At 62.1% G+C, this 25229-nt stretch carries 25 protein-coding genes; 12 read left to right on the top strand and 13 right to left on the bottom strand.

The window, feature by feature from the left end:
* The 3 genes from LY284_RS33025 (at window position 1) to LY284_RS33015 (ending at window position 3312) form a co-directional block, all read left to right on the top strand.
* Window positions 1-975 carry a LysR substrate-binding domain-containing protein gene (locus LY284_RS33025; RefSeq protein WP_045462150.1) on the top strand — a complete coding sequence of 325 codons (975 nt, stop codon included), beginning with the start codon at window positions 1-3 and terminating at the stop codon, window positions 973-975.
* A gap of 236 nt (window positions 976-1211) precedes the next feature.
* Entirely contained in the window at window positions 1212-2570 is a 1359-nt protein-coding gene (locus LY284_RS33020) for an MFS transporter (protein ID WP_233390838.1), read from the top strand.
* A gap of 127 nt (window positions 2571-2697) precedes the next feature.
* A complete protein-coding gene (locus tag LY284_RS33015) occupies window positions 2698-3312 on the top strand; it encodes a ProQ/FinO family protein (RefSeq protein ID WP_233390836.1) in 615 nt (204 codons plus the stop codon).
* A gap of 95 nt (window positions 3313-3407) precedes the next feature.
* Here the strand turns inward: LY284_RS33015 and LY284_RS33010 are convergent, their stop codons facing one another.
* Window positions 3408-3962 carry a DUF4863 family protein gene (locus tag LY284_RS33010; protein ID WP_233390826.1) on the bottom strand — a complete coding sequence of 185 codons (555 nt, stop codon included), beginning with the start codon at window positions 3960-3962 and terminating at the stop codon, window positions 3408-3410.
* Window positions 3963-4383: 421 nt separating this feature from the next.
* Here LY284_RS33010 and LY284_RS33005 point away from each other — a divergent pair, with 421 nt between their 5' ends.
* On the top strand, window positions 4384-5517 hold the full coding sequence (locus LY284_RS33005) for a porin (protein WP_233391103.1): 1134 nt from the start codon (window positions 4384-4386) through the stop codon (window positions 5515-5517).
* Window positions 5518-5524: 7 nt separating this feature from the next.
* On the top strand, window positions 5525-5935 hold the full coding sequence (locus tag LY284_RS33000) for a DUF3331 domain-containing protein (protein ID WP_233390824.1): 411 nt from the start codon (window positions 5525-5527) through the stop codon (window positions 5933-5935).
* Here the strand turns inward: LY284_RS33000 and LY284_RS32995 are convergent.
* Window positions 5923-7077 (bottom strand): porin, encoded by a 1155-nt coding sequence (locus tag LY284_RS32995; RefSeq protein ID WP_233390823.1) that lies wholly within the window; start codon window positions 7075-7077, stop codon window positions 5923-5925. The two genes, LY284_RS33000 and LY284_RS32995, sit on opposite strands and share 13 nt — an antisense overlap.
* Before the next feature lie 268 nt (window positions 7078-7345).
* On the opposite strand from LY284_RS32995, the gene LY284_RS32990 reads away from it, so the two are divergent.
* On the top strand, window positions 7346-7963 hold the full coding sequence (locus LY284_RS32990; RefSeq protein WP_233390806.1) for a hypothetical protein: 618 nt from the start codon (window positions 7346-7348) through the stop codon (window positions 7961-7963).
* Between the two features lie 15 nt (window positions 7964-7978).
* On the opposite strand, the gene LY284_RS32985 is transcribed toward LY284_RS32990, so the two are convergent.
* The 10 genes from LY284_RS32985 to LY284_RS32940 are packed head-to-tail and all read right to left on the bottom strand — an operon-like array spanning window position 7979 to window position 18217.
* Window positions 7979-8989 (bottom strand): GlxA family transcriptional regulator, encoded by a 1011-nt coding sequence (locus LY284_RS32985; RefSeq protein ID WP_053571175.1) that lies wholly within the window; start codon window positions 8987-8989, stop codon window positions 7979-7981.
* Window positions 8986-10329, bottom strand: coding sequence for an MmgE/PrpD family protein (locus LY284_RS32980; RefSeq protein WP_233390804.1), 1344 nt, complete (start codon window positions 10327-10329; stop codon window positions 8986-8988). Before LY284_RS32980 ends, LY284_RS32985 begins: the two co-directional genes overlap by 4 nt.
* A gap of 3 nt (window positions 10330-10332) precedes the next feature.
* The gene (locus LY284_RS32975; RefSeq protein ID WP_233390803.1) at window positions 10333-11133 is read right to left on the bottom strand and encodes a crotonase/enoyl-CoA hydratase family protein; all 801 of its coding nucleotides are present in this window, start codon (window positions 11131-11133) and stop codon (window positions 10333-10335) included.
* Entirely contained in the window at window positions 11130-12704 is a 1575-nt protein-coding gene (locus tag LY284_RS32970; protein WP_233390800.1) for a class I adenylate-forming enzyme family protein, read from the bottom strand. The genes LY284_RS32975 and LY284_RS32970 overlap by 4 nt, the downstream gene beginning before the upstream one ends.
* A gap of 16 nt (window positions 12705-12720) precedes the next feature.
* Window positions 12721-13893, bottom strand: a complete 1173-nt coding sequence (locus tag LY284_RS32965) for an acyl-CoA dehydrogenase family protein (protein WP_233390795.1) — start codon at window positions 13891-13893, stop codon at window positions 12721-12723.
* An 18-nt stretch (window positions 13894-13911) separates the two neighbouring features.
* Window positions 13912-14730 (bottom strand): nitrilase-related carbon-nitrogen hydrolase, encoded by an 819-nt coding sequence (locus LY284_RS32960; protein WP_233390793.1) that lies wholly within the window; start codon window positions 14728-14730, stop codon window positions 13912-13914.
* 31 nt (window positions 14731-14761) lie between these two features.
* Window positions 14762-15646: a glycine betaine ABC transporter substrate-binding protein gene (locus LY284_RS32955; protein ID WP_233390791.1), complete on the bottom strand. Its 885-nt coding sequence runs from the start codon at window positions 15644-15646 to the stop codon at window positions 14762-14764.
* Window positions 15647-15668: 22 nt separating this feature from the next.
* Complete coding sequence (locus LY284_RS32950) at window positions 15669-16373, bottom strand: ABC transporter permease (RefSeq protein WP_014252115.1); 705 nt, start codon at window positions 16371-16373, stop codon at window positions 15669-15671.
* The gene (locus LY284_RS32945; protein ID WP_045460208.1) at window positions 16370-17488 is read right to left on the bottom strand and encodes an ABC transporter ATP-binding protein; all 1119 of its coding nucleotides are present in this window, start codon (window positions 17486-17488) and stop codon (window positions 16370-16372) included. Before LY284_RS32945 ends, LY284_RS32950 begins: the two co-directional genes overlap by 4 nt.
* Before the next feature lie 3 nt (window positions 17489-17491).
* On the bottom strand, window positions 17492-18217 hold the full coding sequence (locus LY284_RS32940; RefSeq protein WP_233390789.1) for an ABC transporter permease: 726 nt from the start codon (window positions 18215-18217) through the stop codon (window positions 17492-17494).
* A gap of 634 nt (window positions 18218-18851) precedes the next feature.
* On the opposite strand from LY284_RS32940, the gene LY284_RS32935 reads away from it, so the two are divergent.
* The 6 genes from LY284_RS32935 (at window position 18852) to LY284_RS32910 (ending at window position 24727) form a co-directional block, all read left to right on the top strand.
* On the top strand, window positions 18852-19865 hold the full coding sequence (locus tag LY284_RS32935) for a contractile injection system protein, VgrG/Pvc8 family (RefSeq protein WP_233390780.1): 1014 nt from the start codon (window positions 18852-18854) through the stop codon (window positions 19863-19865).
* Window positions 19866-20009: 144 nt separating this feature from the next.
* Window positions 20010-20600: a DUF3304 domain-containing protein gene (locus LY284_RS32930; protein ID WP_233390778.1), complete on the top strand. Its 591-nt coding sequence runs from the start codon at window positions 20010-20012 to the stop codon at window positions 20598-20600.
* Entirely contained in the window at window positions 20597-22822 is a 2226-nt protein-coding gene (locus tag LY284_RS32925; protein WP_233390776.1) for a DUF2235 domain-containing protein, read from the top strand. The genes LY284_RS32930 and LY284_RS32925 overlap by 4 nt, the downstream gene beginning before the upstream one ends.
* The gene (locus LY284_RS32920; protein ID WP_233390774.1) at window positions 22822-23706 is read left to right on the top strand and encodes a DUF4123 domain-containing protein; all 885 of its coding nucleotides are present in this window, start codon (window positions 22822-22824) and stop codon (window positions 23704-23706) included. The genes LY284_RS32925 and LY284_RS32920 overlap by 1 nt, the downstream gene beginning before the upstream one ends.
* A gap of 27 nt (window positions 23707-23733) precedes the next feature.
* Window positions 23734-24015, top strand: coding sequence for a PAAR domain-containing protein (locus tag LY284_RS32915; protein ID WP_233390770.1), 282 nt, complete (start codon window positions 23734-23736; stop codon window positions 24013-24015).
* Between the two features lie 151 nt (window positions 24016-24166).
* Window positions 24167-24727 (top strand): hypothetical protein, encoded by a 561-nt coding sequence (locus LY284_RS32910; protein ID WP_233390768.1) that lies wholly within the window; start codon window positions 24167-24169, stop codon window positions 24725-24727.
* Window positions 24728-24782: 55 nt separating this feature from the next.
* Here the strand turns inward: LY284_RS32910 and LY284_RS32905 are convergent, their stop codons facing one another.
* Window positions 24783-24977: a hypothetical protein gene (locus tag LY284_RS32905; protein ID WP_041733317.1), complete on the bottom strand. Its 195-nt coding sequence runs from the start codon at window positions 24975-24977 to the stop codon at window positions 24783-24785.
* Window positions 24978-25229 lie beyond the last annotated feature (252 nt).

Genomic DNA, 25229 nt, shown 5'->3' with positions numbered 1-25229 from the left:
ATGTCGGCCGATCGCTTCGATCTCAACTTGCTGCGCGTTTTCGACGCGATCTTCGAGGATCGCAATCTCGCGCTCGCGGGCAAGCGCCTGAACCTCAGCCAGTCGGCGATCAGTCATGCGCTCGGACGCATGCGCGACGTGCTCGGCGACGATCTCTTCGTGCGCACGGGACGCGGCATGGAGCCCACCGTGCGGGCGCTTGCGATGGCCACGCAAGTGCGCGGCGCGCTCGCGCAGATCAAGGCCGCGCTCGGCGTCGACAGGTTCGATCCGTCCGTTGCGCAACGCACGTTCGTGCTGGCGGCGAACGATTACATCACGGCCTTGCTGCTCGGACGGCTCAGCCAGCGTCTGCGCGCCGAAGCGCCGCTCGTGGATCTCGTCGTGAGGCCTTCCACGCGGCTCGATCTCGCGGGCCAGATCGACGTGGGCCGCATCGATGTCGCGATCGGCATCTTCGCCGATATGCCGCGGCGCTTTCGCTCGATCGACGTCTGGGAACAGACGGACGTGCTGCTGCTCAATCGCGAGCATCCGGCGGCGGACCGGCCGCTTACGCGCGAAGACCTGCTGACGTATCCGCTCGTCGCGGTGTCGCAAGGCGGCGAGGAGGAGGGCGCGGTGAGCGGCTTTATCGTCGAGCGCGGGCTTGCGCGGCAATCGGAGATGTTCGATCGCGAAGCGCTCAATCGCGGGTTCGCCGAGCATGCGGACGTGCCGCGCGTGCGCATGGCCGTCGCGCATTCGCTCGCGATTCCCGCGCTGCTGCGTCATAGCGACATGCTCGCGCTGGTGCCGTCGTCGCTCGGACGCGAGCTTGCGCGCCATGGCGAGCTGACCCTGCGCGCGACGCCTTATGCCTGTCCCGATGTCACCGTGCGCGCCGTCTGGCACGAACGAAACGATGGCGATCCCGGGCTGCAATGGCTCCGGCAACAACTCATCGACGTATCGCGGCAGGTGCGCTGCCGCTGATGCGCGGCATGCAACATCGTCATGCAAAAGTTTCACTGCGTTCGCGGCTATGAGCGCGCACGCGTGAACATCATCGAAAGTCCCTGAAACAAGGGCTTTTTCAATCAAAAAAGGTTCATCGCGTGCGACGTCGCGAGGCGTTCGCTCGCGATGCGCGTCGCGCGTTCGTAACTTGCCGGGTTGTTCGCCCGTTCATGCGCTCTTAATCTGGGCGCCCGTCGATAAGAGAGGATGTTATGGAAGAGACAAAGGTTGTCGATGTTCAGGCGCTCATCGATGCGCGCCGCTTTTCACGCTATCAATGGCTCGTCTTCGCGATGTGCTTCGTGATCGTGCTGATGGATGGCTTCGATACGGCCGCGATCGGCTTCATCGCGCCTTCGCTCGTCGGCGAATGGCATTTGAGCAAGGCGGCGCTGGCGCCGGTGCTGAGCGCGGCGCTCTTCGGGCTCGCATGCGGCGCGCTGCTGTCCGGGCCGCTCGCGGACCGTTGGGGCAGGCGCGGCGTGCTGATCGCGGCCGTGCTGATTTTCGGCCTGGCGTGCCTCGTGTCGGGCAATGCGCGCGATCTCACGGAACTGACCGCGCTGCGCTTCGTGACCGGCGTCGGACTCGGCGCGGCGATGCCCAATGCGGTCACGCTGATGAGCGAGTTCTGCCCGCACGGCCGGCGCGCGACCATCGTGAACATGATGTTTTGCGGGTTTCCGCTCGGCGCCGCGTTGGGTGGATTTCTCGCGGCGTGGATCATTCCGCAGTTCGGCTGGCGCACCGTGCTGCATGTCGGCGGCGCGGTGCCGCTGCTGTTGACGGTGATCCTCGTGATCGCGTTGCCGGAATCGATTCAATACATGGTGTCGAAGAAGAAGCCCGTCGAGCGCATCCGCAAAGTGCTGGCGCGCATCGCGCCGGAAGTCGCGTCGGCGCAATCGTTCGTGATGCGCGAGAACGCCGCAAGCGACGCGCAAAAGGGCGGGGCGCGCGTTGTCCTGTCGCGCACGCACCTCTTCGGCTCGCTGATGTTGTGGCTGTGCTACTTCATGGGCCTCGTGATCTTTTACGGCCTCATCAACTGGATGCCGGTGCTGCTCAGGGACGCGGGACTGACCCCGCAACGCGCGGCGCTCGTTTCCGCGCTGTTTCCGCTCGGCGGCGCGGGCACCGTGCTGTGCGGCGTGCTGATGGACCGCTTCAATCCCAACGGCGTCGTGGCCGCCGCATACGCGCTCGGCGCGGTGAGCGTGTATGCGATCGGGCAGGCGGTCGGCAACGTCGGCCTGCTGGTATGCGCGGTTTTCGTAGCGGGCGTGCTCGTGAACACCGCTCAGGCGTCGATGCCCTCGCTCGCCGCGGCGTTCTATCCGACTTCGGGCCGCGGCACGGGCGTTGCGTGGATGCTCGGCGTCGGACGCTTCGGTGGCATCGCGGGCTCGTTTCTGGTCGCCGAACTGTCACGCCAGCAAATGGGCCTCTCAGGCATCTTCACCGTCGTCGCGATGGCGGGCGCGGCCTCGTGCATCGCCTTGCTGCTCAAGCAGGTGGCGAGCCCTCGCGGCGCGGCGCAAGTCGCGGACGGGCAGCCGCTCGCGCATTGACGGCGTCATCGTTCGAACGTTCATTGCTTGCGGATCGGTGCGCCCGTCCGCAAGCGTGGAGCGCGTCCGGGAAGCCGTCAGCGGAGACTGGTAAAATTGCGCAACGTTTTTCCACGGGCACGATGTGATGGGCTTCGAACAACTCGCCGGACTGAAAGAGCAGCTCGCAAAACAGGCTGCAAACAACGCAGCAAAGAAGAAGGCGCCGCGCGCGCGGCGTCCGGCGCCGGCGGGAGCGGCGTCGAAACCGGCGGCCGCAGCGTCGAAACAGGCGGCCGCGCCGAGGCCGGAGGCCGCGTCGAAACCGGCGGCACCGGCGAAACCGGTCGATCCGGTCGTGCATACGATCGGCAAGCTGCAAAAGCGGTTTCCGCTGGCATTTCCGAAGAATCCCGCGCCGAAGGTGCCGCTGAAAGTCGGCATCTTCGAGGATCTGATGAAGCACGCGGAAGAACTCGGTCTGAGCGAGAAGGAATTGCGCAGCGCGATCAAGGTCTGGTGCCGCGGCAACCGCTACTGGACCAGTCTCGCGGAAGGCGCGCCGCGAATCGATCTGACGGGCGGCAGCGCGGGCGAAGTATCGTCGGCGGATGCGGCGCGTGCGGTCTATCTGGAAACGAACCGCGCGGCGCGCGCGTCGTCGCCGAAGCCTGCCGAATCGGGCAAGCAGCCGGAGAAAGAAGCGGCCAGCGAAGCCGCTAAAGAGGCCGCAAAAGAGACCGATCAGGAAGCGGGCAAATAAGTCCGCGAGTCATGCGATAGCCGCGCAGTCTGTTTGACGCGCGGCTTTTTGATTTTCGTCTGGCGCGCTTTCGAGCGCAACGGCGCCCCGCGTGCTCAATGCTGCGGCGGCTCGATATCGTAAGCAATCCGTCCCGCGGGCAGGAAGAAGAGCGCGATCACCGCGCCGCCTTTTGCCTCGGGATAGTGATGGCTTCCCGGCGCGGGCGCGGTCCATCCGCCATGACACCATCCGTTCGGACCGGCGAGCGCCGCGCCTTCGTCGAGCGGCACGACCATGTTGAACTCGCCGTACGGATGCGCGTGATAATCCCCGCGAAAACTGTCTTCGGGATTGTTCTGCTCGTTTCCGGTGCTGTCCATCAACACGGCCGTGATGCTGAAAAAGAAGGTCTCCGGGCACGGCGCGACGAGCCGCGCGCGCCGATATTTCGGTCCGGCGATCTCGACATCCGCGGCCCATCCTTCTTCGACGCCTTGCCTGATGAGGCGCGCCAAATCCTGATACAGCGCACTATCGACGCCGTATTTCGTATTGAGCCATTGCTCGATGTGCGTGTCCGCCGTCATATCCCTGACTTCTTCGAGAAAAGGCAGGCATCGCGCGATGAGTTCTTCCTTGCTGGTTAATGTGATCTGAGTCGGGGGCATCTCTTGTTCTCCTTGGCTTGCGTGGCGATTCACGCGTGAGCCCACGATGCCATATCGACTCGCGCGACAGAAGCGAAGTTGCTGCAAGGAAAACTTGAATGCCTTGCAAGTCGGGCGAGGCCGATGTGAACCGCGGACGATCCATCGATTTCGCTCAAGAGGGAAATGAATACATTTCCTCCACGATGCGCGAGCGCGGTTTCCCGGCGATTTTTCTCGCAATGACCCGCTGCGAAGAACGGAACGCCCGTAAAAGCGCGTCTACGTAAGCAGCATCATCTTCCGGTCGCGCTCGCAAGGCGCGAGGCGAGGCGCACGCGCTGTTGCCGGTTTTTCTCCCAGTCTCTAAGCTCGCCGCGATAGTTTCAATCATCGACAAAAGATTCGTCATCCGAACGAATATAGGGAGACAGAGATGTTCATGAAACATGGCCGGGCTGCGGTATCGATCGCAACGGCGTTGTGCAGTGGTTCGGCGTTCGCGCAAAGCAGCGTCACGCTCTATGGCGTGATGGACACGGGCATCGAGTACGTCTCGCATGCGAACGCGGCGGGCGATCATGTCGTGCGCATGCCCGGCATCACGGGCGAAGTGCCGTCGCGCTGGGGCATGCGCGGCGTCGAGGATCTGGGCGGAGCGCTCAAGGCCGTGTTCGTGCTCGAAAGCGGCTTCAACGTGCGTGCGGGCGATTCGGGGCAGGGCGGGCGCCTCTTCGGCAGACAAGCGTTCGTCGGTCTGGAGGGGCCCTGGGGCACGCTGTCGTTCGGGCGTCAATACACGATGACGTACTGGGTCATGTCGGACGCGGATATCCTCGGGCCGGACATCTACGGCATCGGCGCGCTGGACGCGTTTCTTCCCAACGGACGAAGCGACAACACCGTCGCCTACAAGGGCAAGTTTTACGGTGTGACGGTCGGCGGATCGTATTCCTTCGGCCGCGACAGCACAGGCACCGGCAATTCGCCGGGACAAGGCACGTGCTTCGGACCGGTGCCCGGCGACGCAAGCCAATGCCGCGAATGGAGCGCGATGCTCAAATACGACGGCACATACTTCGGCGTCGCGACGGCGTATGACGAGCAACGCGGCGGCACGAACGCACGCGCGAGCTTCTTCGACGGCGTGACGCCGCTTGCCATTGCGTCGAGCGGCGACAAGGACGCGCGCCTGCAGGCCAATGGCTATGTGAACGTGATGGGCGTGAAGATCGGCGGCGGATGGATCGGCCGCCGCGTGGAGTCGGATGGCGCGGGCGGCAGCGTGCGTTCGAATCTTTTCTATCTCGGCGCGCAGTACTTCGTGACGCCCGCGCTGGCGATCGACGGCGAAGCGTATCGCGTGATCGTCGAGCAGCACGATACGCGCGCCACGCTGGCGAGTCTGCGTGCCACTTATTTCCTGTCCAAGCGAACGGCGGTCTACGGCAACGTCGCGTACCTCTGGAACAGCGCGAACGCGCGCTTTTCCGTGAGCGCGGGCGGCGGCGGCACGACACCTGCGCCGGGCATGGGGCAACTTGGCGCGATCGTCGGCGTGAGGCATTCGTTCTGACCGAAAGATGGCGGACAAGCACACCGATGCATGGCTCGGAACCGTGGAGGCGATCGGCAGGGGCGCGCATGAAAGACAGCTCGGATGCGATCCTGCGCGCTGCTGGGACGGCCGCAGCGAGCCGATCGTGCGTGTGCTGGACACACCGACGACGCGCACGCTCACCGTCTCGTGGTGCGACGCAAGCACGGGTCACTACGGCTATCAGACGTGGCGTGCGAGATGCGCGCGCCACGCGGGAACCTGCGTCTTGACAGGGCTGCCGATCGAAGCGGGCGATGACGTGTTCAGCCCGCGCAAGGGACTGGTGCAACCCGGCAACGCCGGCGCGATGATCGCGGCGGCGAGCCTTCGGTGTAAAGCGAAGAAGCAGCCATGCGCGATGCCGAAGCATCGCGCCATCGATCAGAACTTGTGACGCAGGCCGACGCGCGTCACGAGCTGCGTGTTCGCACCCGCATTGCCGATGAACGACGACGCCGAGCCGATTTCCGCCTGCACCGGCACGCCGTTGTTGCTGCCCGAAGCCTTCTGATACGCGCCGATCACATAGACGTCGGTGCGCTTGGACAGCGCGTAATCGACCACCGCGTTGACCTGATGCCACTTGCCTTCGAAATTGTCGTCGAGCTTCGAGAACGTGTAGCCGAGGCCCGCGCTCAGTGCCGGCGTGAAGGCGTACTTGCCGCCGATTTCGTAGTTGTTCAGCTTCGACGAACCTGCCGTGATCGGCTGGAACTTCGTATGCGTCCAGTTCGCCCAGATGACGGCCGCGGCGATCGTATAACGCGCGCCGACGCCGAACGTTTCGAGGTCGCGCAGGCCCAGCGTGTTCACGTTCGCGATGCTCACGCTGAAGGCGGGCGTCGCGCCGTTCGGGAAGCGGATCTTGGTGTAGGCCGCGCCGATGCCGAACGGACCTTGCGCGTAGTTCAGGCCGAAGCTATAGGCGCTCGACGAGCCTTGCGTCGTCGTGCCGCCGGCTGTCGTCGTCGGCGAGCCCGCGAAGTTGGTCGTGTTCGAGAAGCCGTACATCGCGCCGAACGTGACCCCGTAGAAACTGGCGCTGCTGAACTTGACCGCGTTATTGATGCGGCTCGACGTCAACTGGTCCAGATCGTTGATGTGATACGCGTAGTTGCCCGCGGGCGTCTGGCTGCCCATCGTGTAGCTGCCGCCGAGGTAATCGGTCGAGAACGAGTACTGGCGGCCGAACGTCAGCGAGCCGAATTCGCTCTTCGAGAGGCCCACGTAGGCCTGTCGGCCGAACTCCGCGCCGCCCTGACCGAGCGAGCCGTCGCCGCTGTTGAAGCCGTTTTCGAGCACGAAGATCGCCTTGAGGCCGCCGCCCAGATCTTCCGTGCCGCGCAGGCCCCAGCGGCTGCCTTGCGCGACGCCGTCGGCGTACTTCACGACGCTGTCGTGGCCGCCGGCCGTCGCGACCTTGTTCGCGTAGGTGATGCCGGCGTCGATGATGCCGTACAGCGTAACGCTGCTTTGCGCGTGCGCCGCGACGCCGAACAAGCCGAGTACGGCCACCGCTACCATGTGCTTCTTCATTCTTGTTTTCCTTGAGGTTGGCCGCCCGATGCGGCGCAATTTCAAACGATCGCTGCTCATCGTTATAGCGGACGGAATATAACGCGTCGTCAGGCGTTGGTAAATTTGCGTGGGCGAATCTGTATCATTTCTTCCACATGGTTGTCACACACGGCCGATAAACGCTTGATGCATCCGACGCAACTAACCGTCAATCGCACCACCGCACGTCGAACAGGTGCGATCATTGCGTAGCGACATTCCAAGCGAACATGGAAAAGGAGACGAAATGGCCGGCAATCACCACCCGGACGCCTGCAGAATCGGCGTCGTGTTCATCGAAGCGCAACTGACCACGCTTTTCGCTTACGCGAGCCTGTTATCCGACTGGATCGACCGCGGCGCGCCGCCGCCCGACTTTACAAAGGCAGCGCCGCTTCTGGCGCGCAAGCGTTCGCGCCCGGAAGCGCACACGCATAGCGAGGACGGCACGCCGATGAAGCCGCCGCCTCCGGAGGACGCGCTCTCATGGCCATCGTTCGATACCGCCGACAAGCGCATTGCGTTCGCGCTGATCGTCCCGTGCACGAACGCGATTCTCGCCGTTGCCGAGTACTTCGATATTCACCGGCTGTCGGCGTCGCGCGCGCCGGAAGTGCAATTCCTCATGCGTCTGCGCGACGCGGCCGTGAACGGCAACACGTTCAACCTGCCCGCTAACGAATACATGCCGCACGCCGCGTATGCAGGGCTCATCGTCGAGCCGGCGCTGGACGGCACGCTCCTTTTCAGCGACGGCGTGAAACCCGGCTTCATCGAATTCGGCGATACGGTGGGGCTGCTTCGCTATCTGACGAAGCTGTTGACGAGCATGCAATCGATCATCAGCGCGGGCGACGCGGGATGAATTTGGGAAGGCGCATCAGCGCGCGTCGCTCGCGGCGCGTTCCTGTCCCGGCGTCTTCGCAAAGAACTGCTTGTAGCAGCGCCCGAGATGCGACGCACTCGCGAAACCGCACTGCATCGCGACATCGAGCAGGGAGAGCGACGATTCGCGAATCAGCTTTTGCGCCGCTTTGAGCCGCAATTCCAGATAGAACTGCGACGGCCGCACGTTGAAATGCTTGATCCACATGCGTTCGAACGTGCGCGGCGAAATACCCGCGAGCGCTGCGATGGTCTTCATCGGAATCGGCCGTTCGATGTTCTGTTCCATCAGCGTGACCGCGTGAACGATGCGCCTGTCCTCCACGCCATAGCGCCATTGAATCGCCATTTTCTGGCTTTCCTGCGCGGTCCGCATGCGTGTGTGGATGAACTGGTCGGCGACTTCGGCCGCCAGTTGATGACCATGCTGACGCGCGATGAGATCCAGCATCATGTCGATGGCCGCGGTGCCGCCGCTGCATGTCATACGATCGCCTTCGATGCAATAGAGATCGCGGCTCACGTCGAGCGTGGGAAACTCGTCGGCGAGTTCCTTCAGCGCTTCCCAGTGAATCGTGCAACGGCGCTTGTCGAGCAGTCCGGCGCGCGCGAGGATCATCGTGCCGAGACTGATGCCGCCCAGGGTCGAGCCCTTCGCGGCATAGCGGCGCAGAAACTCGAACACCTGCGCATTGCGATAGTTCGAGACGCCGATGCTCGCGACCACGAACACATGACTCAATTCCGGCGATGACGTGATCGCGAAGTCGGGCAGCAGCGCGAAGCCCGAACTCGACGAGACCGGTTCGCCGTCCGCGCTGATCAGATGCCAGCTATAGAGTTCCTTGCCGCTCACGCGATTGGCCGCGCGCAATGGCTCGGTGACGGAACTGAGCGCCATCATCGAGAAATGCGGCACGAGGAAAAAGCCCATGCGCTGAGGCTTCGTTTCCTCGCGCGCGAGTTTGACGGCGCGTGCGAGCGGCGGGATATCGCTCGCGTTCATGCGTCTGCGCGAACCGGCGCGAGCACGAGATCGAGCAGGGGCGTCACGGTGCCATCGTTCGAATCGAGCGCATCGACGGCGCTTTCGATTCGCTGCGCCACGCTCGCGCCGCATGCGGCCTGCGCGAACGCGCGGAACTTGGCGCGAATCGCATCGGCTGCGAGCGGCAGGTCGGGATCGCCGAGCGCCTGCGTCGGGCCCGATTCGAAGACCCGGCCATCGAATAGTTCGATGCGCATTTCGGCGATACGTTCGTTCGGAAAGCGCGACGTGTACGCCGTGTCTTCTTCCGTGCGAATGAGATGACTCAGACGCAGCACTTCGGCGTCGCCGAGCGCCTCGCCATGCAGCGCGTCGAAGCGCACCGCGCCATGCTTCAACGCAACGGCAACGGGAAAGAGCAGACTGTACTGCGCCTCTTCGGTCGATGCGGGCGCGGCATGCGCGAGGCGCGTCGCATGGTGGAACGTGCGCACGGTCACCGCGCGGACCTGCTCGCTCGAAAAGCCATGCGTCGATTTGAGCGCGAGCGCCGCGTCGATCGCGGGATGCGCCCATCGGCAGACCGGTTGTGGTTTGAAATATTGCTCCATGATGCGCCAGCGTTCGCCCAGATCGCTCCACACACTGCGGGTTGAGTCCTGCTCGATGGTGAGCGCCGGCGCGCCCGTGAAGCCGCGCTGCGCCAGAAACGCAGCGGAGAGGCCCGCCATGCAGCCCCAGCCGGAGCCGTCCTTCACCATCGTCGGATGATCGATGCAGCGCATCATCTGACTGCGCGGCCCGTGATACTCGGCGATGCCGAGCGCCTCGCGCGTCTGCCGCATATCGAGCGGCAAGATGCGCGCGGCGAGCGCCGCGGCGGCCAGGGCATTCCATGCGCCCGACGTATGATAATCGCAGGCGCTCGCATGCAGCGCAATGCCCGCACGCGTGCCAAGTTCATAGCCGAGCGCGATGCATGTGATGAATTCGCGTGCGCGCATGCCGGGGCCGGCATCGGCGAGCGCGAGCAAGGCGGGCAGCACCGTCACGCCGACGTGGCCTTTGGTTTGCGCGTGACCGTCATGGCCGTCGCAGCTATCGATGGTCATCGCCCCCGCGAGACCCGCGCCGACAGGACTCGCCACGCGGCCATCGAACAGCATGCGCGAGCGCAGCGTGCCGGGCGCGAAGAACTCGGCGGCGTGATCGCCCGCGATGCGCGACAGCGCCGTCTGCCTGCCCGCGAGCGCCACGCCGAGCAGATCGAGTACGCATAGCTTCGCTTGCTCGATCACCTTCTTCGGCAGCGCATCGAAGGTCAGCTCATGAATGAACCCGATGGCGGATGTGCCCATCCGTCAGTCTCCCGTGTAATTCGGCGTGCGGCGTTCGAACGTCGCCGCGATCGCCTCGCGATGATCCGCCGTGCGATGCGCGATGCCCTGAAACGCCGCCGACATTTCCAGCAGGCTCGGCAAGTCCATGCGTTGCCCTTCGCGCACGAGGCGCTTCGACATGCGCAGAATATCCGGCGCATTGCCCGCGATGTCGCGCGCGAGTGCGAGGGCGGCGTTCATCAACTCGGCATCCGGCACGACGCGCGACACGAGCCCCCATTCCTCCGCGCGCTTCGCATCGATCGCGCGGCCGGTGAAGATCATTTCGTTCGCGCGCGACAGGCCGACCGCGCGCGGCAATAGCCAGGCGCCGCCATCGCCCGGGATGATGCCGACCTTCGCGAAACTCTCTGCAAACAAGGCGCTTTCGCCCGCGATGCGGATATCGCACATCAGCGCGAGATCGCAGCCTGCGCCGTGCGCGGGACCGTTGACCGCCGCGATGACCGGCACGTCGAGCTCATGAAACGCGCGCGGAATGCGCTGAATGCCGCGCCGATAATTCTCGCGAATCTGCGCGGACGTGCCCGCGAACGTGCCCACTTCATCGCGCATATGCTTGATGTTGCCGCCCGACGAGAACGCGGGGCCCGCGCCCGTCAGCACGATGGCGCGCACGGACATGTCGCCTTGCGCGCGATCGAGGCACGCGATGATCGCATCGACGACTTCTTTTTCGGTGATGGCATTGCGCGTGTCGGGACGGTTCAGCGTCATGACGACGACATGGCCGTCCTGTTCGTACAGTACAGGTTCGCTCATTGCGAGGCTCCTGAAAGCATGCTTTGATAAACGGGTCCGGCGAGTTCGTGACGCAGTACCTTGCCGCTCGGATTCAGCGGCAGCTTCTCCACGAAGAAGACTTTCTTGGGCCGCTTATAGGGCGCGAGATCGTCGCCGGATTTGCAGAACGCGACGACATCGTCTTCCGTCAAGGTCGAGATGCTGCGCACGATGAAGGCCGTCACCGCTTGCCCCCACTTTTCGTCGGGCACGCCGATCACCGCGGCTTCCTGCACGCCGGGGCAGTGATACAGCACTTCCTCGATCTCGCGCGGATAGATGTTTTCGCCGCCCGATACGATCATGTCGTCGGCGCGGCCCTGAAAGTGAAAATAACCCGCTTCGTCGATGCTGAAGAGATCGCCGGTATAGAGCCAGCCCGACTTGAACTTCTTGTCCGTCTCCACGGGATTGTTCCAGTAGCCCGATGCGAGCTGCGGGCCTTTCACGATCAACTGGCCCACTTCGCCCGCCGCGACGGTTTCGTTGGGGCTCACCACGCGCTCGGGATCGTTGCGAATCACCCGGCATGTGCTGATGAGCGTGGGCTTGCCGCAAGAGCCGAGATACGTGAGCGCATCGCGCGGATGCAGCAGCAGCGTAAGGCTCGCTTCGGTCATGCCGTAGCCGTTGAAGATGCTCGGGCAGAACTCGTCGATCACGCGCTGCATCGTCTTCGCGGGAATCGCCGCGCCGCCTGTCGTGATCATGCGCAGGCTATGCGTGTCGATAGCCGCGAAGTCGGGATGGAACAGCATGTCCTGAATCTGCGTCGGCACGGCGAAAAGCGTCGTGATGCCGTAGTGCGCGATGGCCTGCAAGGTCGCGAGCGGTTCGTAGCGCGGCAGGATCACGTTGTGCGCGCCGACCATCAAATGCGGCACGAAATACGCCTGCATGCCGCCGACGTGATAGAGCGGCGCGATATGCAACGCGGCATCGGTGCTCGTGAGGCTGTACTCCATCACGCAGTTCGTGGCGATGGAAACGTCGTTGCCGTGCGTATGAATCGCGCCTTTCGGGCGGCCCGTCGTGCCCGATGTATAAACGAGCGCCGAGATATCGTCGGGCGTGAGGCGCGGCAGCGGCGCGTCGAGTTGTTCGACACGCGCGATCAACGCTTCCATCGAATGATGATGCGATGGCATGACTGCGCCTTCATTGACGCACACATACGTGCGCAGGTCGGGCACCGTCTGCTCGATCTTCGCAACCGCCGACGACATCGACTCGTCGTAGAAGAGCACGCGCGCGCCGGCATCGCGCAGGATGAATGCGGCTTCGTTCGCGGAAAGGCGAAAGTTCATCGGCACCGCGATCGCGCCGAGCAACTGGCACGCCATGTAGGCGGTCGGCGTGGCGTCGGACGTCTTTTGCAGGATCGCGACGCGGTCCATCTGCCGCACGCCGAGATCGAAGAGCGCCTGCGCGAGACGGCGCACGCGCGCGCTCCATTGCGCATACGTCAGTGAAACGGGGCCGCAGGTGAGCGCGGGACGGTCCGGGTATTTGGCGACCGTGTTTTCGAAAAGCGACGTAATCGTGAGCATGATGCGTGTTGCTCTTTTAAAGTGTGATGCGGATGTCGGGAAGATCGCGGCCCGCGATCAGATACTTGGCGACTTCAGACGTGCCGCCGACGATGGTCAGCGCGCGCGCGTCGCGATAAAGCTGCTCGGCGCGTCCGTACTCTTTCGTGAGGCCGTCGCCGCCGAGAATCTGCACGGTTTCATCGGCGCAATAGTTGGCGGTCTCGGTCGCGACGAGCTTGGCCATCGCCGCTTCCTTCATGAGCGCCTTGCCGTCCGCGCCGGCGTCGTACATCTTCGTTGCGCGATACGTGATGAGTTCCGACGCATCGATGCGCCAGCTCATTCGCGCGATCTTGTCCCAGATGAGCTGCTTGCAGCCGAGCGCCTGCCCGAAGGACTGGCGCGTTTGCGCATGCGCCGTCGCGATATCGAATGCGCTGCGTGCGACGCCGAGACCCGAGCCGCCGAGTATCGCGCGCTCGAAGTTGAACATGCCGCGCATGATGCGAAAGCCGCCGCCTTGTTCGCCGAGCAGATGATCGGCGGGGACGCGGCAATCCTCGAACTTCACTTCGCCGACGATGCAGCCGCGCCGCCCCATGAACGTGTAGTTACGCGGGAAGCTGATGCCGGGCGCATGCTTCGGCACGGCGACCGCCGTCATGCCGTCGCCGGTCAGTCCGTACACGATATAGACATCCGCGACCGACGCGTTCGAGATATAGCGCTTGAATCCGTTGATGACCCACTCGTTGCGCGCTGCATCGAAATCGATGCGCGTCTCCATGCCCGCCGAGTCGCTGCCGACATTCGGCTCGGTCACGCAGATCGCGCCGATCGCCGTACCTTCGAGAATCGGCGTGAGATACGTATCGCGCAACCGCGCGCTCGCATGACGATGCAGCGGATACGCGCATGACAGCGCGGTCGCGATGGTCGTTTCGAATGCGTAGTTGAGATACGACGCTTCCTCGGAGAGGATCGTCGCGTGCGTGAGGCCCGGCTCTTTCAATGATCCGCGATAGAGATCGGGAAACATCAGCTTCAGATAGCCCGCCGCGCCCAGCGCGCGCACGACATGCCTGACCGCATCCCAATCCTGACGGTCTTCGATATCCGCGGCTCGCGGTGCGAGCTCGCGTTGCAGGAAGTCGCGGACTTCGGCGCGAAAAGCGCGGTCCGCATCGTTCAAAAGAAAATCGCGCATGGTGATGAGTTGTTTCGTTCAGGTTCGTTGCGCGTAGATGCGCGCGTCGCGCACGGTCGGCAGAAGGAAACGCGCGCGGCGGATCGCGTCGTAATCGAGTTCGCCGACGACGAGACATTCGTCTTCGCCTTCTGCTTGCGCGATCGTCTTGCCGAAGGGATCGAGAATGCGCGAGCCGCCCCAGAAGGTCATCATGCCCTCGGTGCCGACGCGATTCGCCATCACGATCGGCACGCCGTAAGTGAGCGCATGAAAACGCAGGTTGATGTCCCAGCCCGATGGATTGTCGAAGCCTTCGCCCACGGCCTCGCGCGCCGAACTGATGGGCGCGGCGAGCAGCGTGACGCCGTCGCACATGAGGCCGTGCACCAGCGCGGGGTTCCACAGGTCGTTGCAGATGGGCGTCGCCACGCGCCAGGCCTCGTCGATCGCAAAGCTTTCGGGCTTCGGGCCAGCAGCGAAGTAAAGACCGTCGCGCAGCTTGCCGTAAGTGGCGAGCATCGTCTTGCGATGCACGTGAACGAGCTTGCCGTTCGCGACCGTCGCCTGGCTGTTGTAGAACTGCCCGCCCGGCGCTTCCTCGATGAAGCCGAACATCACATGCATGCCCGCGCTCGCTTCGGCGAGTTGATGGATGGCAGGATCGTCGCGGGTCATCGCGAGACTCAATGCGTCCTTGCCGCCGCTGTGGCCATGCAAGGAAAGCTCGGGAAAAACGAGCAGATGCACGCCGCGCTTTTTCGCCTCGCCGATGTGATCGAAATGCCGCGCGAGATTCGCATGCATGTCGCCGTAGGCCGTTTCGGTTTGCGCGGCCGCCACCTTTATCGTGGTCATGAGGTCGGTCCCTGGTTGTGGCTACGCGTGGTCAGATCAGGCCCGACTCTTTGAGGAACTGGGTCGCGACATCGGAGAAGGATTTCTTCTGCACGTCGACGCTGGCGTTGAGACGCGCCATCGTCGCTGCATCGAGCTTCGCCGACAATGCGTTGAGCAGCGGACCGAGCTTCGGGTTCGCATCGAGCGTCGCCTTGCGGATCACCGGCGTCAGCGCGTAAGAGGGGAAGTAGCCTTTGTCGTCCTTCAGCAAGACGAAATTGAACGCGGGCACGCGGCCATCCGTGGCGAAGACGAGCGCGACATCCACCTGACGATCCTTCAACGCCTGATACGTGAGGCCCGTGTCCATGCGCTTCACGTCGCCCTGACTGAATTCGAAACCGTACTGCTTTTGCAGCGGACGCAGTCCGTCCGGGCGCGCATAGAATTCGGAGTTGCACGCGAACGTGAGTTCCTTGCCGCCCTTGATCGCCTTCGCGAGATCGCTCATCGTGACGATGCCCAGTTTCTTTGCATCGTCCTGATTCATGGCGAACGCATAGGTGTTGTTCGCCTTCGACGGATCGAGCCACACCAGGCCCTTGGCCGCGTCGAGTTCCTTGACCTTCTTGTAGGTTTCCTCGGGCGTCATGCGGTCACTGATCTTGTTGTAGGTGATAAGCGACGTGCCGGTATATTCCCAGTAGACATCGACCTGACCGTTTTCCTGCGCCTGACGCAGCACGGCGCTGCCCATGCCGTCTTTCTTCGTCACGGTGAAGCCTTTCGCTTCGAGATAACGCGCCGTCATCTCGGCCATCAACTGCTGCTCGGTGAAGTTCTTGCCGCCGACGACCACCGACGCCGCACTCGCCGAAACGCTGGCGAACATCGAAATAAGGATGCCGAACGATACTGCGAATAACTTTCTCATGGTCTCTCTCAAGGTGGAGTGTTCAAGTTTGCGGATTCACGCCGCGCGACACGAGCAGGCGCTGCATTTGGCCGACGAAGGCATCGGTCAGGATCGCGAGCAATGCGGTGGGAACGGCGCCCGCGAGCAGCATGCCGAAATCGTTCAGGTCGATGCCCGTGAAGATCAGCTCGCCGAGCCCGCCGCCGCCGATCAGGAACGCGAGCGGCGCCGTGCCGACCGTGATCGCCAGTGCCGTGCGGATGCCCGCGAAGATCACGTAGAGCGCGTTGGGAAGCTCGACGCGCCAGAGAATCTGCCACGGCGTCATGCCCATGCCCGTCGCGGCTTCGATCAACGCGGGGGGCACCGCGCGCAGCCCTTCATACGTGTTCAGCGCGATGGGCAGCAATGTCGCGACCCACAAGCCGAAGATCGCAGGCACCGCGCCGATGCCCATCACGCTCATCGCGAGGGCGAGCAGCGCAAGCTTCGGCACGGCTTGCCCCGCATTGAGCGATTGCATCACGATGGCCGCGCCGCGTTTTTGCGACGGACGGCTCAGATAGACGCCCGCCGGAATCGCGACGATGATCGCGAGCACGCCCGCCACCGCGACCATCATCATCATGTGCATGCCTTGATAGACGATGTCGCTGCGATACTGGACGATGCTTTCCCACCAGCTATCCGCATGCGCCTGCGTGCTCAGCGCAGCGAAGAGCGCGAAGAACAGACCGCGTTTCATGCGTGCTCTCCCGCGGGCAGCTTCAACATGTCGACGATGCGCGCCTGGCTCACATAGCCGACGAAGCGGCCGTCGTCATCGACAGCGGGCATCCACGATGCGCCGCTTGCGAACATCGTCGAGACGACGGTGCGAAGGTCGTCTTTCTGGCTCGCGGTGGCCTGCACCGGCAGTGCGTGCGCCGCCGTGACCGGGCCTTCGACCTTCAGCAGGCGATCGATCGTGAGATAGCCGTGCGGCTTGTCCGCGGCATCGACGAGCACGATCTGTTCGACGCCGTGTCGCTCCATCATCGCCCGGGCGCGCGTGCTGTCTTCTCCGACGCGCACGAGGCAATCGCAAGCGGAAAGCGCATCGCGGGCGCGCAGCAGGCGCAGCCGCTTCAACGCGCGATCCGTGCCGACGAAGCCCGCGATGAAAGGCGTGGCGGGGCGCGCGAGAATGTTGTCGGGCGAATCGAACTGTTCGAGATGACCGTTTCGGAAGATGGCGATCTTGTCGGCCATCTTCACTGCTTCGTCGATGTCGTGGCTCACGAACATGATCGTCTTCTTGACCTGCTTCTGAATGCGCAGAAACTCGTCCTGGATCAGTTCGCGGTTGATCGGATCGATTGCACCGAAGGGCTCGTCCATCAGCATGACGGGCGGATCGGTGGCGAGCGCGCGCGCCACGCCGACACGCTGCGCCTGGCCGCCGGAAAGATCCTTCGGATAGCGCGTGAGATACGTGGCGGGATCGAGCGCGACGATTTCGAGCAGTTCGGCTGCGCGCCGGCGCGCCTTCGTCTTGTCCCAGCCGAGCAGCGTCGGCACTACGCAGATGTTCTCCTCGACCGTCATGTTCGGAAAGAGCCCGATCTGTTGAATGACATAGCCGATGCGGCGGCGCAGTTCGACGACTTCGAACTCGTCGGTATCGCGTCCTTCGAGAAAGATCTTGCCGGACGTGGGGCGCACGAGACGGTTGATCATCTTGAGCGTCGTGGTCTTGCCGCATCCCGACGGTCCGAGCAGCACGCAGATCTCGCCCGCGCCCACTTCCATGTTGATGCCGTCGACGACCGGGCTCGCCGCGCCGTCATATCGCTTGGTAAGGTTGGAAAGCTCGATCATGATTTATTGCGCGTGTCCGGTTTGTTTGCGAAAGCCCGTCATGGCGGAGAGGCGCAGCGCGAGGCTGGCCGCGCGGGAAGGTGTGCGAAGACCCTTGGGCGTGAGGAAGCGTTGAACCCATGAAAGACCGATGTCGGCGGCAATCGCGAGCACGGAGACAAGGATCGCGCCCGCGATCAACTGACGCGGATCCGACTGCGAAATGCCGCGGCTGATCAGCTTGCCGAGCCCGCCCGCGCCGATATACGCCGCGATCGCCGCGATGCCGACGTTGATCACCACCGCCATGCGCACGCCGGCCATGATGATCGGCAGCGCAATCGGAATCTCGACCTTGCGCAGGCGCTCGCCGGTGGTCATGCCCATGCCGCGCGCCGCTTCGCGCAATGCGGGATCGATGTTGGTGATCGCCGTGTACGTGTTGCGCACGATCGGCAACTGCGAATAGAGAAAGAGCGCGATGACCGTCGGCAGAAAGCCGATGCCCTGACCGATGACCGAGAGAATGGGGATCATCAGCCCGAAGAGCGCGACCGATGGAATCGTCATGATGATCGCCGCGACATACAGCACGATCTTCGCGAAGCGTTCGTTGATGGTGATCGCGATGCCGAGCGGCACGCCCGTGACGATCGCCAGTCCGACGCCGACTCCGACGATCTCGATGTGCTCGCCGGTCATCCTGGCGATGCTCGCCAGGTTGTCCCAGATGAAGGCAAGGGTTTCCACTATGTCTCCTGAGCTCTTCGTGGAGAGCCGTGTTTGTGTTTGAACTGCTATGGGCTCAACGATAAAGCGGAGCGGGGATAGAGGGCTACCATCGAGCCGACATTGTTTGTCACAAAAACGGCATGGCGTGTGGTGGATGGGGGATTTGTGTTTTAAATCAAGGGCTTGATGTCTGGTGGGGAATGTACTGACTGGTCAGCGGGATGGTGCGGTGCGGTAGCGAGAATGCTGCGCTTGCGAGCATGAGCGTGGCGGCAATCGCGCTATCACGCGCTTGCGGTCAAAGCTGTCGGTGAGTTGAGCGGGCGGCCATTGCCGCGATTAATGCGATGCAGCGCAAAGCCGCGCAGCAGGCTCGCGATGGACGACACGAGAGGCCGGGGTGGGTTTTGGGCAACCGTATGCAGCGTACGGAATCGCCGGCATTTGAGGGATGCTCGAATTTTGACAAATCTCACAGTCGAAATTCTAACAATCGATTCATACTATTCGGACATAATCTGCATAGCTAAAAATTAATTTAACGAAGTAAAAAAGCACTAATCCCCGCACGGCCTCGACCGTGACTTCAATCAAAATAACCAGGGAGCCGTACCCGATGTTCAATCCGCTGCAAGATCGCACGCTCAAGGTCGTGTGCAAGGCGCTGCCCTTGTGGGGTGGTGAGGACGTGCTGATCCCTGAACGCTTGAGCGGTACCGAAGCGCTGGGCGAACTGTTTAAATATCAGGTCGAATTCGCCACGCTCGATATTCCGAGTTTCCGCGTCTATCAGGCGCGTGAAGCGATCAAACCGGATGACCTCATCGGTAGGTTAATCGAAATTTCGGTCGAATTCGAAGGTAAAGGAACCTTCGTTCCGGGGCTCCCTGGCGATCTGGGCGCGGGCAATATCGGCGCGGGCGTGCGCATCATCAACGGCATCATCACCGAAGTCGAGCAGACGGGCAGCGATGAGCGGCGCGCGTATTACCGCTTCACGGTGCGGCCATGGCTCTGGATGACGACGCAGAGCATCGACAATCGCGTGTTCCAGAATTTAAATGTTATTGAGATAACCGAAGCGGTCTTCAAGAGCCGCAATTTCAAATTCCCGTGGAACTGGCGCGTGGCCGCCGTGGCGCTCAAGAACAACGTGTTTCCGAAGCGCGACTATGTTCGACAGTTCTGGCAGACGGATTATGACTTCTTATGCCAGATCTGGAGCGAGTGGGGCATTTACTACCACTTCGACGGCATGACGCTGGTGCTATGCGATTCGCCGGGTTCGCACAAGAAGCACGGCAATACATACGACACGATCCGCTATCACGCGCCCGAGGACAAGCGCATCGACGAGGAGCACATCCACGCGCTCACCGTATCGCGCCAGATCACGCCGGGCGATGTGACGCTTGAGTCGCCAGCTAAGTGGTACAAGGCGGAGAACGTTCGGATAGCGCACTACGACACAAACAAGACGGCGGGCGCCTGGTTGATCTTTCTGCCTGACGACCGGGTGCGTTTGATGGTCGTGGATGGAAAGGAGGGCGGCAATGACCCAGACAAACGTCCGCCCGACGACGATCCGCTGATCGTGAAAGGCGTGGTGGACACGGAGTGGAACGAACGGTTTCCGAATGGCGTAGTGCGAGGACTACAACGATGAGCATCAAGTGGGCTGGATTGATTCCGGGAGGCGGCCGCCTTTCGGAAAGCAAAAGCGCGTCTCAACTCGGCAGGTTACTGGCATCCGATTTAAAGACACTGTGATTGGCGTTCGCACTGCGCTAACTCAAAGAAGAAAAACCGTATGAGATATTTACTCAAATTGTTTCACCGCTTTGCTGTGATGGCGCTGTTTGCGTCGCTTGCGGCGTGCAATGGCGCCAGGTCATGGTCCGACAAGGACTCTAGGGCGATGAATAGCGGCGACGTGAAGATGCTGAACTACACGCCGTGGTACATCCATACCGCCGAAATCCAGGGGCCTGAAGGTTCGGGCGTACATGGTGGCGGGCCTAACGTGATGCCAATTCAAGAAGACGGACATCCATCAGGTGGAGGCAAAGCAACCTGTTGCCTGACCTATCCCGCCGTGTGGCGGCCCGATCTCAGGTTGACGGTGCGCTGGCTGGCCGACAAGAAGCAGGACGGCAAGACACCCGGTTACTGGTACAAAGCCGAGAACGTTCGGATAGCACACTACGACACAAACAAGACGGCGGGCGCCTGGTTGATCTTTCTGCCTGACGATCGGGTGCGTTTGATGGTGGTGGATGGAAATCATGACGGCGGCAACAACCCGAACAATCGTCCGGCCGACGACGATCCGCTGATTGTTAAAGGCTCGTTGGATGAAGAATGGAATCGGTTATACCGCAAGGGAGAAAATGCACGATGAGCATAAAGTGGCCTGATGTAATGCCGGAAGGCGGCCGCCTTTCGGAAAGTCAAAGCGCGTCCCAACTCGGCAGGTTGCTGGTGGTCGATCCGAAGATGTCTTGCCCGCAGACGCTGCACGTCACATTGTTTTTTGACGGCACGAACAACAACGATGCGAAGGAGAATGACGTTTGGCGAGATTCGAAAGCGCAGACCCATACCAACGTGGCGCGGTTGTTCAATGCAGCAATCGATTCCCCGGAAAACGGAATGTTCGTATGGTACATCCCCGGCGTCGGTACGCCGTTCCCTAAAATCGGCGAAGATTTCTATTCCCAAGATGGCAAGGCGGTGGCGGCCGGGTTCGATAACCGCTGTGTATGGGCCTACACGCGCCTGCTGAATTCAGTGTATTTTGCGATTGCTTCCGATAAGACCTCGCAATTGATCGATGACGATTCGGCCAGAAAGCTATGCGACGCGCACACCACGGTGATAGAAAGCTTCAAGTCCTGTCTCCATCGCCTGAACGTGGCGCACACTCACGCAGTGGATGACGGGCGCTATCCGCAAACGGTCAGGCAGGTCTGGGTCAATGTCATCGGTTTTTCACGAGGCGCCGCCGAGGCCCGCGCGTTCGTGCACAAACTCATCAAGGAATGGGCACCGGGCGGCAAACTCGGAGAGGGCGAAGGCAAGTATGCGCTGCCCTACAAGGTCAACTTCATGGGGCTGTTCGATACCGTGGCGGCGGTTGGTTTGCCCGACTCGGTGCGCAGCATGTTCAATTTTGCCTCCTTTGCTGGCCATTCGTCGCTTTCGTGGGCGTTCAAACACGGGGGCATGGCGTTTGCCGATAATGGAGCCATGAATGTTCCGGAAGAGGTCCAGTATTGCCATCATGCGTTTTCCATCCATGAACAACGCATGAGTTTTGCACTCGATTCGATTCGTATGGGAGCGCACTACTCAGATGATGACCGTCGCGTAGAGGTGGCCTATCCCGGCGTGCATTCCGATGTGGGCGGGGGCTACGGCCCGGGTGAACAGGGCAAGGGCTGCGGTAGAAACGGAAAGGGACTGGATTCATGCAAGCTCAGTCAGATACCGTTGCATGACATGTATATTGCGGCGCTCAAACGTGGGGTGCCGCTAATGACCGGGGATGCACTCCTCAAGAACACTGACCTAGCCGCCGACTTCGAAATCGATCCCGCCACGATCGAGAAGTTCAACGCATGGCGCGCGGCCACTCCTCCGATCAGTACGCTGGAAGACGCGATGCGTTTCGGCATGAGTCAACTGCTCGCGTGGCGCACGCTGCGTGCGCAGATCGGAACGGGTTACTACGTCACCGAGCGGGACTTCTATCAGCGCGCGCAAGAGGATCCCAAGTCGCCGGTGCAGGTTAGCAACGCGGTCGATCAAGCCTGCAAGACCGATCCTCAATACCAGGATTTGACCCGGCAGCTTAGCGAGGCCAAGAACAAAAACCAGTCCAGTAGCGGCGTTAACGGTACCTATTCGCTCTCCGAGATGCGCGAGTTGCGCGACGAGATCAAAGACCTCGAAGCGAAGCAGCAGCAGCGGATTCGAGAACTGGCGGGTGAGATTGCACATCCCAACGCGCCATCCGGCCTGCGACCCAACACGAGTCGGCCCGGTGAATCGCCGGCGGACATTGCCACGAACGACAAACGTGATCTTCTCTACGGCGCAGAGGAAATGCGGTTGTTGCTGGGCTATCTCAACCCCGAACAACGCCCGCGTTGGGAAATCGATCGAAGCTTGCCGGTGGATTCTCCGCGCGTGAAACACGCGGCGCCTTCCGATTCGCCAGAGGTGTCGATGGTTCAGCGGGGCATGCTCAGCCGCGTCAACAGTGGGCATACGCTGATGATCGGATTCAGTCCCACCGATGACTTCGTTCTCCAGCCGCTTCAGGAGGTTCTGCCGTTCATGCGGGAAAGCACCTCGGACACTGCTGTCGCCAAACTTCTGTCGCAACATGACGTGGTTGCTCTGTACGACGATTTCATCCACGACAGCCGATGCTGGTTCAAGGTGCCCTGGTTCCGTGAGTATGCGCCGGGCGGCTATTTCTGGCCGCGCGTTGTGTTCATTGGCAACGACGAGCGCTGCCAGTGGCTGGGTTTCGATCCGGTGAAGGTCGCGCTGGATCTGAACCTTCACCGTGGCGTCGACGCCGATGTCGATGCCAACCGCGTGGAGATTGCGTGATGAGCGAAGTGTTAACCGCCAGCCGGAATCGGCCATCGGATGCCCGTCTGTTCGGTCTCGTGGATGCGGCCGCTCGGCCGGAACGGATTCATGGGTTGCTAAAAGACTCGGGTGCTGCGTTTCGCTCCCTATATGCCGGACTTCCTGAAGAGGAAGCCGGCCCTGCTTCGCTATACATCGTTCGGATCAAGGACAGGAAGGCGGATTGGGCGGAGGCACTCAGTCAGGTCGATCTGCACACGCCCTGCCTGTCGCTGATCTGGAGCCGCGTCGATCTGGATTCGTTGGTCACGCATCTGCAAGCCTTTTTGTTTGCCGACATTGGCGACAACATGACGGCCATGGTGCGCTACTTCGATCCGCGCAATATCGAAGCGGTGCTTGGCGCATGGGGGAAGGAGGTAAGCGGCATGTTCATGTCGCCGATCGAGCAATGGCTCTATCGCGGGCGATATCCGGACTGGCAACGCATCCGCAACGAGTCGCACGCTGATTCGCGCATCTGTCGTTCGATCGTGACTCGTCTTGAAGAGACGGAGATAGATGCGTTGATGGCGCATACCGAACCAGACGAGCTTCTGGCGACACTGGTCGAATCCGGTGTGGTTGACTGTGAGCGTCCTTATGTCGAGCGGTTTGCGGATTTTATTCCCAGGTATCGTCAGGCGGTGCAGTGGGGGATCAGTGAACCGGCTGATCGCCTGATTTTCTGCCAATACAGCTATTTGTACGGGGAAGCGTTCGACCAGCACTTTTTTATCAACGACCTGCTGGTGCTGGCGAAGCATACGGGCGAGTCGTTCAGAGAGGCAGTGTTACGCGTTCCCGCGGGAGCCTGGGCGCAGATTGAACATGCTCGCAAACATCAGTTGGCGGTTTCTTGATTATCAAACACCCTCCGGGAGCTTCGAATGGCATTACAGATTATCGTGGTGGGTGACACCACATCGCACGGCGGCAAGGTCATCACTGGATCGGAGACGCATTCCATCGGCGACAAGGCAATCGCTCGTTTGGGCGATCTGGTTGACTGCCCTCAGACCTATCCGGATGGCCGCCCTCATGGCATCAACAAAATTGTCGAAGCCCATCCGAGCTTTACGATCGGGGACGAACGGGTCGCTTTGCACGGACATCACACTGAGTGCGGATGCACGCTGATCGGTAGCACGAGCGCGAGCATCGGCGATTAGGCCTGAAGTGCCACTCATCATCGGACGACGCAATTCGACGGGAACTCAACGACCCCATCCCGGTGTATATTGATCCGATGCCCGCGCGGAATTGCTCCGCAGCGGGACAGCCCGGCTCACGACCATGCCCCCGAGCGCAAAAGAACGCCACGTGCTCGCCTTAATCGCCACCGACGCCGCCGCCCTGCACGTCGCGCCGCCACGCGTGCGCTTCGTGGAATCCTGCGGCGGCCCGTGCTACGAAGCGCTCTTCAACCGCATCGAAATCGATCGCGAAACGCTGGCGCTGCCCGAATCGCTACTGCGCATCGTCGTGGCGCACGAAGTCGGTCACGCCACGCAACGCGCAACGATGCTCTTCGATTTCGCATGCACGCTCATGGCGACAACAGCGCTTCTGACGATACCGTGCATCGCGTTCGCAACCGCGGCGGACGTCGATCTCTGGCACGTCGGCGTGCCCGGCCTCGGGTTCATGGCCGCGTTCATCGCATGCTCGAAGATCTGGCGCGCGCATGGCGCCAAGCGCTCGGCCGCCCTCGAACTCGATGCCGATGCCAAAGCCGCGGCGATCTGCGGCGCCGCACCGGCCTTGGCCGCGCTGGAAGCCATGGCGACGCGCGCGCCCATCAGCGCGGCGCGGCTGCATGCCATGCGCGCTCGCAACGAGGCGCATCGACGCAACCCGGCGCCGCGCGTGTCAAGGCGCTAAAAAAGCACGCGCGTCCTGCGTGCGAATGAAGCCTGAATGAAGCCCGAATGAGGCCTTATTGCGGCTGCGACTGAGACTGCGAAGCAGGCGGGGGCGTCGTCGTCGACTTCTTGCTCTTGTGCTTATGTCCCTTCTTGTACGCGGGGCGCGCCTTGTTATCCGGATAATCCGCAGCCGCAAACGACAGTGTCGGCGCCGCAAATGCCGCGAGCACGAAAAGCACGAGGGTTTTCTTCAGGGACGTTTTCATCGGAGACTCGCTTGAAGGAGATGGCCTTACGGAAAACCGGCACGAGGGCGCCGATACGCCTCAAAGCCGGGCCGCCTAAGGCAACAGTATATTGCACAAAAAACGGCAATTCGTCAGTGGCGGCGCATAAGGCATTGAAGCAACGGGATTTTGTCGTTTCGCAGTGCTTCGATCGGCACATCCGGCTTGCCGGCCGTCAGCGACAGATGTCACACACTGCGTCTACTATCTTGCCTGTCCCAACGTCAGGAG

Origin of the sequence: Caballeronia sp. PC1 (assembly GCF_021353155.1) — a bacterium.
Lineage (GTDB): Bacteria > Pseudomonadota > Gammaproteobacteria > Burkholderiales > Burkholderiaceae > Caballeronia > Caballeronia cordobensis.
Note: the sequence above shows the minus strand (reverse complement) of the source record. Positions and strands in the feature narration are given on the sequence as shown.

Excerpts from the sequence above, each read along its gene's own strand:
- LY284_RS32955 (WP_233390791.1), bottom strand. The coding sequence starts at position 15,646 with ATGAGAAAGTTATTCGCAGTATCGTTCGGCATCCTTATTTCGATGTTC.
- LY284_RS33005 (WP_233391103.1), top strand. The coding sequence starts at position 4,384 with ATGAAACATGGCCGGGCTGCGGTATCGATCGCAACGGCGTTGTGCAGT.
- LY284_RS32995 (WP_233390823.1), bottom strand. The coding sequence starts at position 7,077 with ATGAAGAAGCACATGGTAGCGGTGGCCGTACTCGGCTTGTTCGGCGTC.
- LY284_RS32975 (WP_233390803.1), bottom strand. The coding sequence starts at position 11,133 with ATGAGCGAACCTGTACTGTACGAACAGGACGGCCATGTCGTCGTCATG.
- LY284_RS33020 (WP_233390838.1), top strand. The coding sequence starts at position 1,212 with ATGGAAGAGACAAAGGTTGTCGATGTTCAGGCGCTCATCGATGCGCGC.
- LY284_RS32980 (WP_233390804.1), bottom strand. The coding sequence starts at position 10,329 with ATGGGCACATCCGCCATCGGGTTCATTCATGAGCTGACCTTCGATGCG.
- LY284_RS32985 (WP_053571175.1), bottom strand. The coding sequence starts at position 8,989 with ATGAACGCGAGCGATATCCCGCCGCTCGCACGCGCCGTCAAACTCGCG.
- LY284_RS32925 (WP_233390776.1), top strand. The coding sequence starts at position 20,597 with ATGAGCATAAAGTGGCCTGATGTAATGCCGGAAGGCGGCCGCCTTTCG.
- LY284_RS32915 (WP_233390770.1), top strand. The coding sequence starts at position 23,734 with ATGGCATTACAGATTATCGTGGTGGGTGACACCACATCGCACGGCGGC.
- LY284_RS32965 (WP_233390795.1), bottom strand. The coding sequence starts at position 13,893 with ATGCGCGATTTTCTTTTGAACGATGCGGACCGCGCTTTTCGCGCCGAA.
- LY284_RS32920 (WP_233390774.1), top strand. The coding sequence starts at position 22,822 with ATGAGCGAAGTGTTAACCGCCAGCCGGAATCGGCCATCGGATGCCCGT.
- LY284_RS33000 (WP_233390824.1), top strand. The coding sequence starts at position 5,525 with ATGGCGGACAAGCACACCGATGCATGGCTCGGAACCGTGGAGGCGATC.
- LY284_RS32970 (WP_233390800.1), bottom strand. The coding sequence starts at position 12,704 with ATGCTCACGATTACGTCGCTTTTCGAAAACACGGTCGCCAAATACCCG.
- LY284_RS33015 (WP_233390836.1), top strand. The coding sequence starts at position 2,698 with ATGGGCTTCGAACAACTCGCCGGACTGAAAGAGCAGCTCGCAAAACAG.
- LY284_RS32990 (WP_233390806.1), top strand. The coding sequence starts at position 7,346 with ATGGCCGGCAATCACCACCCGGACGCCTGCAGAATCGGCGTCGTGTTC.
- LY284_RS32905 (WP_041733317.1), bottom strand. The coding sequence starts at position 24,977 with ATGAAAACGTCCCTGAAGAAAACCCTCGTGCTTTTCGTGCTCGCGGCA.
- LY284_RS32930 (WP_233390778.1), top strand. The coding sequence starts at position 20,010 with ATGAGATATTTACTCAAATTGTTTCACCGCTTTGCTGTGATGGCGCTG.
- LY284_RS32960 (WP_233390793.1), bottom strand. The coding sequence starts at position 14,730 with ATGACCACGATAAAGGTGGCGGCCGCGCAAACCGAAACGGCCTACGGC.
- LY284_RS33025 (WP_045462150.1), top strand. The coding sequence starts at position 1 with ATGTCGGCCGATCGCTTCGATCTCAACTTGCTGCGCGTTTTCGACGCG.
- LY284_RS33010 (WP_233390826.1), bottom strand. The coding sequence starts at position 3,962 with ATGCCCCCGACTCAGATCACATTAACCAGCAAGGAAGAACTCATCGCG.
- LY284_RS32945 (WP_045460208.1), bottom strand. The coding sequence starts at position 17,488 with ATGATCGAGCTTTCCAACCTTACCAAGCGATATGACGGCGCGGCGAGC.
- LY284_RS32950 (WP_014252115.1), bottom strand. The coding sequence starts at position 16,373 with ATGAAACGCGGTCTGTTCTTCGCGCTCTTCGCTGCGCTGAGCACGCAG.